The organism is uncultured Alistipes sp. (assembly GCF_949296715.1).
GTDB lineage: Bacteria > Bacteroidota > Bacteroidia > Bacteroidales > Rikenellaceae > Alistipes.
Genome location: NZ_CASFQD010000048.1, coordinates 1 through 13,909, shown reverse-complemented (window position 1 = coordinate 13,909; position 13,909 = coordinate 1). Strand labels below are relative to the sequence as shown.

At 63.3% G+C, this 13,909-nt stretch carries 9 protein-coding genes and 1 tRNA gene; 6 read left to right on the top strand and 4 right to left on the bottom strand.

Annotation, left to right across the window (positions count from 1 at the left end):
• The first annotated feature begins 33 nt into the window (after positions 1-33).
• The 3 genes from Q1Y33_RS07185 to Q1Y33_RS07175 all read left to right on the top strand — a co-directional run bounded on the left by Q1Y33_RS07185 (position 34) and on the right by Q1Y33_RS07175 (position 3,153).
• A complete protein-coding gene (locus Q1Y33_RS07185) occupies positions 34-1,515 on the top strand; it encodes a HAMP domain-containing sensor histidine kinase (RefSeq protein ID WP_300799064.1) in 1,482 nt (493 codons plus the stop codon).
• On the top strand, positions 1,502-2,191 hold the full coding sequence (locus Q1Y33_RS07180) for a response regulator transcription factor (RefSeq protein WP_300799063.1): 690 nt from the start codon (positions 1,502-1,504) through the stop codon (positions 2,189-2,191). The genes Q1Y33_RS07185 and Q1Y33_RS07180 overlap by 14 nt, the downstream gene beginning before the upstream one ends.
• Before the next feature lie 140 nt (positions 2,192-2,331).
• A complete protein-coding gene (locus Q1Y33_RS07175) occupies positions 2,332-3,153 on the top strand; it encodes a carboxymuconolactone decarboxylase family protein (RefSeq protein WP_363322803.1) in 822 nt (273 codons plus the stop codon).
• A gap of 153 nt (positions 3,154-3,306) precedes the next feature.
• Here Q1Y33_RS07175 and Q1Y33_RS07170 read toward each other — a convergent pair whose 3' ends face one another.
• From Q1Y33_RS07170 to lepA, 4 genes are all read right to left on the bottom strand, one after another.
• Positions 3,307-4,482 carry an MFS transporter gene (locus Q1Y33_RS07170; protein ID WP_300799061.1) on the bottom strand — a complete coding sequence of 392 codons (1,176 nt, stop codon included), beginning with the start codon at positions 4,480-4,482 and terminating at the stop codon, positions 3,307-3,309.
• 606 nt (positions 4,483-5,088) lie between these two features.
• Positions 5,089-5,161, bottom strand: a tRNA-Gly gene (locus tag Q1Y33_RS07165).
• A gap of 64 nt (positions 5,162-5,225) precedes the next feature.
• Positions 5,226-7,133, bottom strand: a complete 1,908-nt coding sequence (locus tag Q1Y33_RS07160) for an AMP-binding protein (RefSeq protein WP_300799060.1) — start codon at positions 7,131-7,133, stop codon at positions 5,226-5,228.
• A 1-nt stretch (position 7,134) separates the two neighbouring features.
• Positions 7,135-8,925, bottom strand: a complete 1,791-nt coding sequence (gene lepA, locus Q1Y33_RS07155; RefSeq protein WP_300799059.1) for a translation elongation factor 4 — start codon at positions 8,923-8,925, stop codon at positions 7,135-7,137.
• A 139-nt stretch (positions 8,926-9,064) separates the two neighbouring features.
• Between lepA and lysA the strand changes: the two genes are divergently transcribed.
• From lysA to pheT, 3 genes are all read left to right on the top strand, one after another.
• Positions 9,065-10,222 carry a diaminopimelate decarboxylase gene (gene lysA / locus Q1Y33_RS07150; RefSeq protein WP_300799058.1) on the top strand — a complete coding sequence of 386 codons (1,158 nt, stop codon included), beginning with the start codon at positions 9,065-9,067 and terminating at the stop codon, positions 10,220-10,222.
• Positions 10,223-10,227: 5 nt separating this feature from the next.
• Positions 10,228-11,127, top strand: coding sequence for a DMT family transporter (locus Q1Y33_RS07145; RefSeq protein ID WP_300799057.1), 900 nt, complete (start codon positions 10,228-10,230; stop codon positions 11,125-11,127).
• Between the two features lie 109 nt (positions 11,128-11,236).
• Entirely contained in the window at positions 11,237-13,702 is a 2,466-nt protein-coding gene (gene pheT, locus Q1Y33_RS07140; RefSeq protein ID WP_300799056.1) for a phenylalanine--tRNA ligase subunit beta, read from the top strand.
• The last annotated feature ends 207 nt before the right edge of the window (positions 13,703-13,909 follow it).

Here is a 13,909-nt window from a genome sequence, read left to right as displayed (position 1 = left end):
GTACCTTTGTTTCGCACAAAACGCCGCATCGGAATGAACAAACGTCGCTTCGGCCGCATATCGCTTCTGGTTACCGTCACGCTGGCGGTACTCGTCGCCGTGCAGGCGTGGAGCCTTGCGGGCATGTACCGCGACCGCCGGCGCGAGTTCTCGCGGCAGGTGATGCAGGCCATGACGCGCGCCGCCTACGACGACCTGCTGCTGGGCAACAAACCCTCCGGGCACCGCAGCCAAATCACCTTCTCCTCGTCGGGGAACATCGACTCGATCCAGGTGGACATGATTCAGGAGATTTCGGTAAAGAACCTCTCCGGCGCGGGCAAGAGCATCACCTTCGTTCCCCAAACGGCCGCCGACACGGTCCACCACGACATCAGCATCTCGGACGGCGAAACGACCCGCCACATTCGGCAGGAGATCCGCATCCCGTCGGTCTATGTCCTGCGGCTTAACATGGCGCGCTACGACTCGCTGCTCACGTGTAACCTGCGGGCTGCGGGCATCGACCTGCCCCACAAGGTGGATGTCGTGCGGGGACAGGCCGATACGGCCTCGTCGGCACGGCTTTTCTCCACACGTCCGCTTGCGGACGAGGAGGTGGTCCTCACGGCGCGCAACGACTCGTTGCGGCTTGCGGACCCGCTGGTCTTCACGACGCCGCTCACGACCGACGACGAGCTGCTCTTCCGCCTGCGCATCGAGAACCCCGACCGGCAGCTCCTGCGCGACATGGCCGGAGTGATCGGCTCGTCGCTCCTGATGCTTGCGGCCGTGGCCGGGGCGCTGATCTACCTGCTGCGCACGCTCTTCCGGCAAAAGACGCTCGAAGAGATGCGCCTCGACCTGACGCACAACATCACCCACGAACTGAAGACCCCGATCGCCGTGGCCAACGCCGCGAACGACGCCCTGCTCGACTTCGGGGCGGCCGACGACCCGGCGCGGCGGGAGAGGTACCTTAAGGTCATCCGCGAACAGCTGGCCGCGCTGGGCGGCATGGTGCAGCGCATCCTGACGATGAGCGTCGAGGAGCGCGAGGAGTTCACGCTCCGCCGCGAGCGCTTTGCACTCGGAGCGCTGCTCGACGAGACGGCGGCGAAATTCCGGATGAAGGCCCGCGGCCGGGCCGAGATCACGGTGCGGGTCGAGCCGGCGGACATCGCGGTGACGGCCGACCGCTTCCACCTCGGGCACGTGCTGGACAACCTGGTGGACAACGCGCTGAAATATTCGGGCGAACGGGTGTCGGTCCTCCTCACGGCCCGGCGCACTGCAAAAGGGGTCGAGCTGCGCGTCGCGGACGACGGCATCGGCATCGACCGCGCAGCGCAGGCCCACATCTTCGAAAAATTCTACCGCGTGCCGACCGGAGACCGCCACGACGTCAAGGGATTCGGACTGGGGCTCTACTATGTGCGGCTGATCGCCCGCAAACACGGCGGCGAAATTACGGTGGAGAGCGCTCCGGGCCGCGGTTCGACCTTCACACTGATTCTGCCCGATGAAGAACGATAAGATCCGCATGCTGCTCGTCGAGGACGAGCGGACACTGGCCGACATCATCGCCGACACGCTCGGCGAACGGGAGTTCGACGTCACGGTAGCCTACGACGGCGTCGAGGGGCTGCGGCGCTTCGACGCCTGCCGGCCCGACGTCGTCGTGACCGACATCATGATGCCCGGCATGGACGGCTACACCTTTGCCGAGGCGCTGCGCCGCCGCTCGGACGACGTGCCGATCCTCTTCCTCTCGGCCCGTTCGGCGGCCGAGGATGTGGTGCGCGGCTTCGAGACGGGCGGCAACGACTACCTGCGTAAGCCCTTTGCCATGAGCGAGCTGGTCGTGCGCGTCCGGTCGCTCGTCGGGCGCAGCCGCGCGGCACGGCCCGCCGCCGGGGTGCACTACGCCGTCGGCCGCTTTCAGTTCGATCCAGAGCGGCAGACCCTCGCGGACGGCGTGCACGTGCGCGAGCTCTCGGCCCGCGAGGCCGGGGTGCTCGAGATGCTGTGCGAGCGCATGGGCGAGATCGTCCCGACGCAGCTGATCCTGCAGCGCATCTGGGGCGACGACACCTTCTTCAACGCCCGGAGCCTGCATGTCTTCATCACGCGCCTGCGCCGCCTGCTGGCCGCCGATCCGTCGGTGCAGATCGTCAACGCCCGGGGCGTCGGCTACCGCCTGCACGCGTGATCCCTCCCGCGCGGCGCGTGCGGCGGCGCGCAAAACATGGATTCGGGTAGAAACCCCCGTAAAACGTATAACTCCGGCCGGCGGCCGTGGCGTACCTTTGTATCGGAAACGCAAACGCAAACCAACGAACCGCGAACGATATGAAGAGACGATTCATGCTTGCGCTCGTCGCATTGGCACTTAACACAACAACGATCATGGCACAGGAAAAAACCAAACAGACGGCCGGCCGCGACCAGCTGGGCGACTTCGCCCCGAAATTTGCGGAACTGAACGACGATGTCCTCTTCGGCGAGGTGTGGAGCCGCACCGACCTCCTCGGGCTGCGCGACCGCAGCCTGGTGACGATCACGTCGCTCATCAGTCAGGGAATCACCGACTCGTCGCTGACCTACCACCTGCAGACGGCCCGGCAGAACGGCATCACCCGCACGGAGATTGCCGAGATCATCACCCACATCGGCTTCTACGCCGGATGGCCCAAGGCATGGGCGGCGTTCCGGCTGGCCAAAGAGGTATGGGCCGGAGATACGACGGGTGAGGATGCCCGGGCGGCCTTCCAGCGGCAGATGATTTTCCCCGTCGGCGAGCCCAACACGGCCTACGCGCAGTATTTCACCGGCAACAGCTACCTGGCTCCCGTCTCGCGCGAGCAGGTCGCCGTCTCGAACGTGACCTTCGAGCCGGGCTGCCGCAACAACTGGCACATCCACCACGCCGAAAAGGGCGGCGGACAGATGCTCATCGGTGTGGCCGGGCGCGGATGGTACCAGGAGGAGGGCAAGGCCGCCGTGGAGATTCTTCCGGGCACGGTGATCCACATCCCGGCCGGCGTGAAGCACTGGCACGGCGCCGCGGCCGACAGCTGGTTCGCCCATCTGGCCTTCGAGGTGCCGGGCGACAAGACGTCGAACGAGTGGCTCGAACCCGTCACGGATGAGGAGTACGGCAAACTGCAATAGACTTGCCGCCTTACAAGACCCCGGCCGGTTGCAGCTTCGGACTGCGGCCGGCCGGATTTGTTGTGCGGTGGCGTGAATGCGTGATGTGAGGCGGGGCGGATATGCGGCGCAGCGGCCGGCAGGGCTTATTGCGGAGTGCGGCAGCGGACTACCCTATCGTTTGGCAACGAGTGTGATGATGAGCGACAGAGCGGTGAGCAGGGCTCCGGTCCCCACGACGCCCGACCAGCCGAAGAGCACCCAGGCCGTGCCCGAGAGCAGCGTGCCGAGCGAGCCGCCGATGAAGTAGCAGCTCATGAAGATCGTGTTGATCCGGTTGGCGGCCGACGGGCAGAGCTCGAACAGCGGCGCCTGGTTGCTCAACTGGATGCACTGCATGCCGATGTCGACGAGCAGGATACCCCCGATGATCGGCCCGTAGTGGTCGCCGCCCGCGGCGAAGAGCCCCCAGGCGGCCAGCTGCAGCAGCGCCCCGAAGCAATTGAAGCGGTAGACGCCCAGCCGGGCGATGTATTTCCCGATGAAGGAGGCCGTCACGGCTCCGGCGATGCCGCACAGCCCGAGCATCCCCACCACGTCGCTGCCCGCATGGAAGGGCTCCTGCGCCATCTTGAAGGCGAGCGTGGCCCAGAAACCCATGAACGAGCCGAAGGCGAGTGCGGCGCGCACGGAGTGCAGCCGCAGCAGCGGGTACTGCTTCAGCAGCGTGAAGAGCGAGCGCATGAGCGCGGCGTAGCTGCCCGTGAAGTTGGGCTTCTCGTCGGGCAGGATGCGGAAGACGAGCACGGCGCAGACGAGCATCATGCCCGTGGCGATATAGTACATCTCGCGCCAGCCGAGCCACTCGCCGACGGCGCCGCTGACGACGCGCGAGGCGAGGATGCCCGTGAGCAGCCCCGAGAGGATGATGCCCACGTTGCGGTTCTTGTTTTCGGGGCGCGAGTACTGCGCGGCGAAGGGGATGAAGAACTGCGGCACGACGGAGCAGACGCCGATGACGAACGAACTGACGTGCAGCACGCCGATGTCGGGCGCCGTCGCCGTGGCCAGCAGGGCGAGGATCAGCAGCGTGAAGTCGGCAAGCAGGATGCGCCGACGGCTGCGCAGGTCGGCGAGCGGAATGAGGAAGAGCAGTCCGAGGGCGTATCCGCACTGCGAGAAGAGGGCGATGTGGTTGGCGGCCAGGGTCGTGGTGCCGAGCTCCTGCCGGATCATGTCGAGCAGCGGCTGGTTGTAGTAGAGGTTGGCGACCGAGACCCCGGCGATGACGGCCAGCGTATAGAGCAGCCGGTTCGGAAATCCGGCTCCCGCTTTCAGACGTATTTCCATTCCGATTGGTTTTGGCATGTAAAAGTAGCGAGAAACGGGCGAATATCCTAAAAAATGAAAGACCGGTTCCGATTACCGTTTCGGTCGAAACAGGATAATCCTCCAGACGGACGACTGTACAGGTTTTATGTCCGCCACGCGAGAGCCTGCGTTGTGGCTTCCTGTCGGATAATTTTTTGACAACTATTTGACAACATCTGCCGGGAAATATTATTCGCTCGACTGTTGCGGCTCGTTTCGTTTCGAATAAAAAACACTCTCCGTTGTATGTGGAGAGTGTTTTGTCTGTGAGCGGAAAGCGGGATTCGCACTCGTGCTGCGCCCGAGCGGGTGATTTTGTCGACACCCCCGGCCCCTGAAAGGGGCGGAGAGGGTCACGGGCAGCGAATCCCTGGGTATCTGGTAAATAAGACAAGAGGAGAAACCTCGCGGCCTCTCCTCTTTCGTGAGCGGAAAACGGGATTCGCACTCGTGCTGCGCCCGAGCGGGCAATTTTGTTGACACCCCCGGCCCCTGAAAGGGGCGGTGAGGGTCACGGGCAGCGAATCCCTGTGTATCTGGAAAATAAAACAAGAGGAGAAACCTTGCGGCCTCTCCTCTTTCGTGAGCGGAAAGCGGGATTCGAACCCGTGACCCTCAGCTTGGGAAGCTGATGCTCTACCGACTGAGCTATTTCCGCATTCGGAGTACAAAGATACTCCGCTTTTTTGATTTTTCAACTTTTTGCAGGCCGATTTTTTGCATCAGCCTACGATTTTTTTCAGCGAGGCCAGATTCTCGGGGTTGCGCAGCGCCTTGCCCTCGGCCGTATAGAGGTACTCCAGCCGGGTGCGGAAGTGTTCCTCGACCTTGCTGCGCACGATCTTCATTGTGCTGTTGACCAGCCCGTTCTGCTCGGTGAAGGCCTCGTCGACGATCGCCAGTCCTGCAGGCAGCCACCGCTCGGGGAACTCCCCGGCATGGTCTCCGCCCGCACGGTAGCGGTCGATTTCGGCGCCGAGCAGGTCGGCGGCCGCTGCGGCCCGCTCTTCGGGTGCGACGCCCCGGGCCTCCAGCTCGCGGCGCAGCGCCTCGCCGTTCGGTACGACGATGGCACCCGTGAAGGGGCTCTGGTTGTTGTGGATGATGATCTGGTCGATGTAGGGCGAGTTGCTCACGATCGACTCCTCCATCCCCTCGGGACTGTATTTCTCGCCGTCCGAGGCGATGAGCAGGCTCTTGAAGCGTCCCAGCACGTAGAGGAACTCGTCTTGTGAGACGTAGCCCATGTCGCCCGTGTGGAGCCAGCCGTCGCGCACGGTCTCGGCCGTCGCTTCGGGGTTCTTCCAGTAGCCCGCCATGACGTTCTCGCCGCGGATGACAATCTCGCCCTTCTCGCCGCGCGGAAGTTCGCGCCCCTCCTCGTCGACAATCTTCAGCTCGAGCGGGATGAGAATCTTGCCCGACGAGCCGAAGCGGTGCCAGTGGTATTTGGGCGAGTTGGTCGAGATGACGGGTGTCGCCTCCGAGAGCCCGTAGCCCTGGAACATCGGGATGCCGATGGCATAGAAGAAGCGTTGCAGCTCGGCGTCGAGCAGGGCCCCGCCGCCGACGAAGAAGCGCAGGCAGCCGCCGAAGCCTGCACGGACCTTGCGGAAGAGCACGGCGTCGAAGAGTGCGACGAAGGGCTTGAGCAGCAGGCGCCACCCCGTGCCGCGGCGGTATCCGTCGGCGTTGTAGGCGTAGGCCGTGCGGAGTGCCAGGCGGAAGAGCCGCTCGGTGAAGGCTCCCTTGGCGCGGATCGAGCTCTCGATGTTCTTGCGGAAGTTCTTGGCCAGCGCCGGGACCGAGAGCAGGAAGTGCGGCTGCACCTCGCGGATGTTCTGCGGGATGTTCTTGAGCGTCTCCATGGGCGTGGCGCCGACCTTCACCGTGGCGACCGACGCGCCGCAGGCAATCATGATGTAGAAGCCTACGACGTGGGCGAAGCAGTGGTCGAGCGGCAGGATGATGAGCGTGCGGTAGTACGACGGGATGTCGATGCGCGAGAGCGACTGCTCGACGTTGGCCGTGTAGTTGCGGTGCGTCAGCACGACGCCCTTCGGATCGGCCGTCGTGCCGGACGTATAGGTGATTGTCGCGTAGTCCTCGTTGCGGATCGACTGTCCGATGGCGAGGAACTCCGGGCGGTGCTTCGACAGGTAGTCGCGGCCCAGCCGCTTGAGCGTGCCGTAGGCCGTTTCGCCCGGTTCGAGCGGAATATGGCCCAGCACGATGATGTGCTCGAGCTCGGGCAGCTCGGCGCGGATGCGGCGGATTTTCGGCAGCTGGTATTTCGACACGAAGATCGCCCGCACCTCGGCGTGCCGCAGGCGGAAGAGCAGGTCGTTCGCCTCCTCGAGCTTGACCGACAGCGGCACGCTGATCGCACCTGCGTAGAAGAGGCCCAGCTCGGAGATGATCCATGCGTTGCTTCCCTCCGACAGGATGGCGACCTTGTCCTTGGGGCGGATGCCGATGGCGGCCAGACCCGCACCGGTTTCGAGGGCCAACTCGCGTGTCTCGGCGTAGGTCGTGGGCTCGAACTTGTGGTGGCGCTTCTCGAGCAGGAAGGTTTTGGCCCCGTACTTCTCGACGGAGCTCTCGAACAGGTCGATGATGGTTTTCTTCATGTCAGTCCATTTTTAATACCGCGAGGAATGCCGACTGCGGCACCTCGACGTTGCCGATCTGGCGCATGCGCTTCTTGCCCTTCTTCTGCTTCTCGAGCAGCTTGCGCTTTCGCGAGATGTCGCCGCCGTAGCACTTGGCCGTCACGTCCTTGCGCACGGCCTTCACCGTCTCGCGGGCGATGATCTTGGCGCCGATGGCTGCCTGGATGGCGATGTCGAACTGCTGGCGCGGAATCAGCTCCTTGAGCTTCTCGCACATCTTGCGGCCGAAGTCGTAGGCGTGGTCCGCATAGGTGAGCGACGAGAGGGCGTCGACCGGCTCGCCGTTGAGCAGGATGTCCAGCTTGACGAGTTTCGAGAGTTCGTAGCCCGTGCGGTGGTAGTCGAACGAGGCATACCCTTTCGAGATGCTCTTGAGCTTGTCGTAGAAGTCGAAGACGATCTCCGAGAGGGGCATGTCGAAGTTCACCTCCACGCGGTCCTGCGTGATGAAGGTCTGGTTCTTCATCACGCCGCGCTTGTCGATGCAGAGCTTGATGACGTTGCCCAGGAACTCCGACTTGGTGATGATCTGCGCGAGGATGTAGGGCTCCTCGATCTTGGCGATCTTCGTGATCTCGGGAAGCCCCGAGGGGTTGTGGACCTCGAGCTGCGCGCCCTGCGTCGTCGTGATGCGGTAGGAGACGTTCGGCACCGTGGTGATGACGTCCATGTCGAACTCGCGGTAGAGGCGCTCCTGGATAATCTCCATGTGCAGCAGGCCGAGGAATCCGCAGCGGAAGCCGAAGCCGAGTGCCAGCGAGCTCTCGGGCTCGAAGGTCAGCGAGGCGTCGTTGAGCTGCAACTTCTCGAGCGAAGCGCGCAGGTCCTCGTACTGGTCCGCCTCGACGGGATAGACGCCCGCGAAGACCATCGGCTTGACATCCTCGAAGCCTGCGATGGCCTCCTGCGCGGGGTTGGCCACCGAGGTGATCGTGTCGCCGACCTTCACGTCGGACGAGGTCTTGATGCCCGAGCAGATGTATCCCACGTCGCCGGCACGGATTTCGTCGCGCGGCTGCATCTTGAGCTTCAGCACGCCCACCTCGTCGGCGTCGTACTCGCTGCCCGTGTTGAAGAACTTGACGTGGTCGCCCTTGCGGATCGTGCCGTTGAAGACGCGGAAATAGGCGATGATGCCCCGGAAGGGGTTGAACACCGAGTCGAAGATCAGCGCCTGCAGCGGCGCCGTCTCGTCGCCTTCGGGAGCCGGGATGCGCTGCACGATGGCCTCGAGTACCTCCTCGATGCCGGCGCCGGTCTTGCCCGAGGCGAGCAGGATCTCCTCCTCCCGGCAGCCGATCAGGTCGATGACCTGGTCCTTCACCTCGTCGATCATCGCCGACTCCATGTCGATCTTGTTCAGCACGGGGATGATCTCCAGGTCGTGCCCCAGGGCCAGGTAGAGGTTCGAGATCGTCTGCGCCTGGATGCCCTGCGTCGCGTCGACGACCAGCAGCGCCCCCTCGCACGAGGCGATGGCGCGCGAGACCTCGTAGGAGAAGTCGACGTGTCCCGGCGTGTCGATCAGGTTGAGCGTGTAGCGCTCGCCGTCGCGGGCCGTGTATTCCATCTGGATGGCGTGGCTCTTGATGGTGATGCCCTTTTCGCGCTCGAGCTCCATGTCGTCAAGTACCTGTGCCTGCATTTCACGCTGGTTCAGCGTGTTGGTCTTTTCGAGCAGGCGGTCGGCAAGGGTGCTCTTCCCGTGGTCGATGTGGGCTATGATGCAGAAATTGCGGATGTTTTTCATGTTCCTCGCGTGAAAATGTGCGCAAATATACGAAAAAAATCGGATTCCGGGCCTTTCGCCGCGCTTTCCGATTTGTCGTTTTGTTCCGAATATCTTATCTTTGCGTCCTCATTCGGTTAGGTTAAAAGGTTGAAAAAAGATGTTAAGCAGACAAATCGCATCCAGACTGCGGGGTTACGAGACCCCTTTTTATTTGTATGATACGGCGCTGCTGCGCCAGACACTCGAAAGCGTCGTCTACGAGTCGAACAAATACGGTTACAAGGTCCACTACGCCATCAAGGCCAACTACGACGACCACCTGCTGGCGATCATCCGCGAATACGGCCTGGGCATCGACTGCGCGAGCGGCAACGAGCTGCGCAAGGCCGTCGAGGCGGGCTTCGATCCGAAGGGCATCGTCTATGCCGGTGTCGGTAAGCGAGACAAGGAGCTGCGCTACGCCATCGAGCAGGGCATCCTGGCGATCAACTGCGAGTCGATCGAGGAGCTGCACGTCGTCGACGGCTTCTCGGCAGAGGCGGGCCGCGTGACGGACGTGGCGCTGCGCATCAACCCCGACATCGACCCCAAGACGAACCACTGCATCGATACGGGACAGGCCGACTCGAAGTTCGGCATCTCGTATGAGGAGGTGCTTGAACATGCGGACGAGATCAAGGCGCTCAAGCATATCAACATCATCGGCATACACCTCCACATCGGGTCGCAGATCCGCGAGCTGCACGTCTTCGAGAACATGTGCGACAAGGTCAACGTCATCGTGGCGAATCTCGAGAAGCTCGGCTTCACGTTCCGCTTCGTGGATGTGGGCGGCGGTCTGGGCGTCAACTACGACGTGCCCGAGAACGAGCCCATCCCCAACTTCGCGTCGCTCTTCTCGATCATCCGCAACCACCTCTCGGTCGGCGAGCGCGAGGTGCACTTCGAGTTCGGGCGTTCGATCGTCGCCGAGTGCGGCGAGCTCATCACGCGGGTGCTCTTCAACAAGACGACGGCCACGGGCCGCAAGCTGGTGATCGTCGACGCCTCGATGACCGAGCTGATCCGCCCGGCGCTCTACGGCTCGTACCACAACATCGAGAACATCACCTCCGAGGAGGAGGGGCGCGACAAATATACGATCGTCGGCACGGCCTGCGAATCGACGGACGTCTTCGACGAGAACGTGAGCCTGCGCAAGACGCGGCGCGGCGATCTGCTGGCGATCAAGTCGGCCGGGGCCTACGGCATGTCGATGGCCTCGCGCTACAACCTCCACGACCTGCCCGGCGCCGTCTACAGCGACGAACTCTGACGCCCATGTGGTTGACGCTTGCCTTCACCTCCGCAGCGCTGCTGGGGTTGTACGATGCCGCCAAGAAGAAGGCCCTGACGGATAATGCCGTACTTCCGGTGCTACTGCTTAATACGTTGTTTTCCACGCTGTTCTTCGTTCCGGCGATTCTCTCCGCCGAGTGCGGGCTGGGCTGGTTCGACGGCACGCTGCTGGCCTGCGAACCCGGCACGGCGCAGGCTCACGGACTGGTTGTGCTGAAGTCGGCCATCGTGCTCACATCGTGGATATTCGGATACTTCGGCATCAAGCACCTGCCCATCACGATCGTCGGGCCGATCAATGCCACGCGCCCGGTCATGGTGCTCGTCGGTGCGATGCTGCTCTTCGGCGAGCGGCTCAACGCCTGGCAGTGGACCGGTGTCGTGCTGGCGCTCGTCTCGCTCTTCCTGTTGAGCCGTTCGAGCCGCCGCGAAGGGGTCGACTTCCGCCACAACCTCTGGATTCTCTTCGTCGCGCTGGCCGCCCTGACGGGTGCCGTGAGCGGCCTCTACGACAAGTACATCATGTCGCGTCTCGACGCCGTCTTCGTGCAGAGCTGGTACAACTTCTACCAGCTGGTGATGATGTCGGCGGTCGTGGCGCTGCTCTGGTGGCCCAAGCGGCGCACGACCACGCCGTTCCACTGGAGCTGGGCCATCCCGCTCATCTCGGTTTTCCTGACGCTGGCCGACTTCGCCTACCTGCTCGCCCTGCAGGAGGAGGATGCGATGATTTCGGTCGTCTCGATGATCCGCCGCGGCTCGGTCGTCATCTCGTTCCTGTGCGGCGCGGCGCTCTTCCACGAGCGCAACCTCCGCTCGAAAGCCGTCGACCTGGCCTTCATCCTCGTCGGCATGGTCTTCCTCTGGCTCGGGTCGCGCTGATGCGCGGGCCGCCCGGGACGGGTATGCCCGATTATCGGCGCAAAAGTGGACAAAGTGCGGAATTTTTCCTATCTTTGTTCGATTTTAGCAAATACATAAACTCAACGATATGAATATTTCGTACAACTGGCTCAAACGCTACATCGAAACGGACCTTCCGGCCGAGGAGGTGGCCCGCATTCTGACCGATATAGGCCTCGAGGTCGAGGGCTTCGAGAAGATCGAGACCGTCAAGGGCGGCCTTCAGGGCGTGGTGGTCGGCGAGGTCGTGACCTGCACGGACCATCCCGACTCGGACCACCTGCATGTCACGACGGTCGACGTCGGCGCGGGCGAGCCGCTGCAGATCGTCTGCGGCGCACCCAACTGCCGCGCGGGACTGAAGGTGCTGTGCGCCACGGTCGGCGCGGTGCTCTACCCCAACGGCGGCGACGAGGAGTTCAAGATCAAACGGTCGAAGATCCGCGGCGTCGAGTCGCTCGGCATGCTCTGCGCCGAGGACGAGCTGGGCATCGGCTCGTCGCACGACGGCATCATGGAGCTTGCGGCCGACGCGCCCGTCGGCATGGCGGCCAGGGAGTACCTCCGTGTCGAGGACGACTACCTGATCGAGGTCGGCCTGACGCCCAACCGTGTGGATGCCGCGTCGCACATCGGCGTGGCGCGCGACCTGGCGGCCTACCTGCGCAGCCGCGGCGAGCGGGCGGAGGTGAAGTGGCCCGACGTCTCGGCCTTCGCCGTGGACAACCACGACCTGCCCGTCGCGATCCGCGTCGAGAACCACGAGGCCTGCCCCCGCTATGTGGGCGTCACGGTCTCGGGCTGCAAGATCGGCCCCTCGCCCGAGTGGATGCAGAACTGCCTGCGGGCCGCGGGCATCAACCCCAAGAACAACCTGGTCGACATCACCAACTTCGTGCTCTTCGAGCTCGGGCAGCCGCTGCACGCCTTCGACGCCGCGAAGATCGAGGGCCGCGAGGTCGTGGTCCGCACCTGCGCCGAGGGTACGCCCTTCGTGACGCTCGACGGCGTGGAGCGCAAGCTCACGGACAAGGACCTGATGATTTGCTCGGCCGAGCGCCCGATGTGCATCGCCGGCGTCTTCGGCGGCCTCGATTCGGGCATCAGCGAGACGACGACCGACGTCTTCATCGAGAGCGCCTACTTCAATCCCGTGTGGGTGCGCAAGACGGCCAAGCGCTTCGGCCTGAACACCGATTCGTCGTTCCGCTTCGAGCGCGGCATCGACCCCAACCTGCAGGTCTACGCCGCCAAACGCGCCGCGCTGCTGATGAAGGAGCTGGCCGGCGGCACCATTTCGAGCGAGATTACGGACATCTGCCCCGTGCCGGCCGCCGATTTCGTCTTCGACGTCTCGTTCGCGCGCATCAACGCGCTCATCGGCAAGGAGATTCCCCAGAAGACCGTGCGCACGATCCTCGCGGCGCTCGACGTGAAGATTCTCTCCGAAGAGCAGGGCCGCCTGACCGTTGCCGTGCCGCCCTACCGCGTCGACGTGCAGCGCGAGGCCGACCTGATCGAGGACATCCTCCGCATCTACGGATACAACAACGTCGAAATCCCGTCGCGCGTGCGTTCGACGCTCTCCTACGCGCCGAAACCCGACCGCAGCAAGCTCATGAACCTTGCGGCCGACTTCCTGACCGACAACGGATTCACGGAGATCATGTCCAACTCGCTGACGAAGGCGGCCTACTACGAGGGGCTCGCCGCCTGCCCGCCCGAGCACTGCGTGCGCATCCTCAATCCGTTGAGCGCCGACCTGAACGTCCTGCGCCAGACGTTGCTGTTCAACATGCTGGAGGCCGTCTGCCTGAACGCCAACCGCAAGAACGGCGACCTGAAGCTCTACGAGTTCGGCAACTGCTACTTCTACGACGAGGCGAAGCGCTCGGAGGAGAACCGCTTGGCGGCCTATTCGGAGGAGTACCGGCTCGCCATCGCCGTGACGGGCATCGCAATGCCGCAGTCGTGGAACGCGAAGCCCGAGAAGGCGTCGTTCTTCACGCTGCGTGCCGTGGCCGAGAAGCTGCTGCGCCGCTTCGGCATCGACATCTATGCGCTCAAGAGCGAGCCGACGCAGAGCGATCTCTTCGGCGAGGGGCTCACGATGTCGCTCAACGGCAAGGAACTGTTGCAGATCGGTGTCGTCAGCGGCAAGCTCCGCCGCCTGACCGACGTCAAGCAGGAGGTCTACTACCTCGAGATGAACTTCGACGCGCTGGTGCGCTCGACGAAGAAGCACCGCATTGCGGCCGAGGAGCTCTCGAAGTTCCCCGAGGTGAAGCGCGACCTGGCGCTGCTCGTCGACCGCGACGTCACCTTCGCGACGCTGCGCAGCGTCGCACTTGCCGCCGAGCGCAAGCTGCTCAAGAGCGTCTCGCTCTTCGACGTCTACGAGGGCGACAAGCTCCCCGCAGGCAAGAAGTCCTACGCCTTGAGCTTCATCCTCGAGGACAAGACGCGCACGCTCGACGACAAGACCATCGAGCGCGTGATGGCCAACCTCACGCGGCAGTTCGAGCAGCAGTGCGGCGCCCAGGTGCGCTCGTAACGACAGACCGTCCGCCCTGCGGCAACGAAAAACTCCCGACCCGGGAAAGGGTCGGGAGTTTTTTTCGGGTAATGATGCCAAAATTGGTTGGTATTATATTAGAACAAATGACCAGAATCGTATGATTCTGGTCATTTGTTTTTCATAATAATTCCATCATTGCTATTCAGAAAAAGATACCACTTTACGAAGTCCTTAAAATGTTGT

Excerpts from the sequence above, each read along its gene's own strand:
- Q1Y33_RS07185 (WP_300799064.1), top strand. The coding sequence starts at position 34 with ATGAACAAACGTCGCTTCGGCCGCATATCGCTTCTGGTTACCGTCACG.
- Q1Y33_RS07180 (WP_300799063.1), top strand. The coding sequence starts at position 1,502 with ATGAAGAACGATAAGATCCGCATGCTGCTCGTCGAGGACGAGCGGACA.
- Q1Y33_RS07175 (WP_363322803.1), top strand. The coding sequence starts at position 2,332 with ATGAAGAGACGATTCATGCTTGCGCTCGTCGCATTGGCACTTAACACA.
- Q1Y33_RS07170 (WP_300799061.1), bottom strand. The coding sequence starts at position 4,482 with ATGGAAATACGTCTGAAAGCGGGAGCCGGATTTCCGAACCGGCTGCTC.
- Q1Y33_RS07160 (WP_300799060.1), bottom strand. The coding sequence starts at position 7,133 with ATGAAGAAAACCATCATCGACCTGTTCGAGAGCTCCGTCGAGAAGTAC.
- lepA (WP_300799059.1), bottom strand. The coding sequence starts at position 8,925 with ATGAAAAACATCCGCAATTTCTGCATCATAGCCCACATCGACCACGGG.
- lysA (WP_300799058.1), top strand. The coding sequence starts at position 9,065 with ATGTTAAGCAGACAAATCGCATCCAGACTGCGGGGTTACGAGACCCCT.
- Q1Y33_RS07145 (WP_300799057.1), top strand. The coding sequence starts at position 10,228 with ATGTGGTTGACGCTTGCCTTCACCTCCGCAGCGCTGCTGGGGTTGTAC.
- pheT (WP_300799056.1), top strand. The coding sequence starts at position 11,237 with ATGAATATTTCGTACAACTGGCTCAAACGCTACATCGAAACGGACCTT.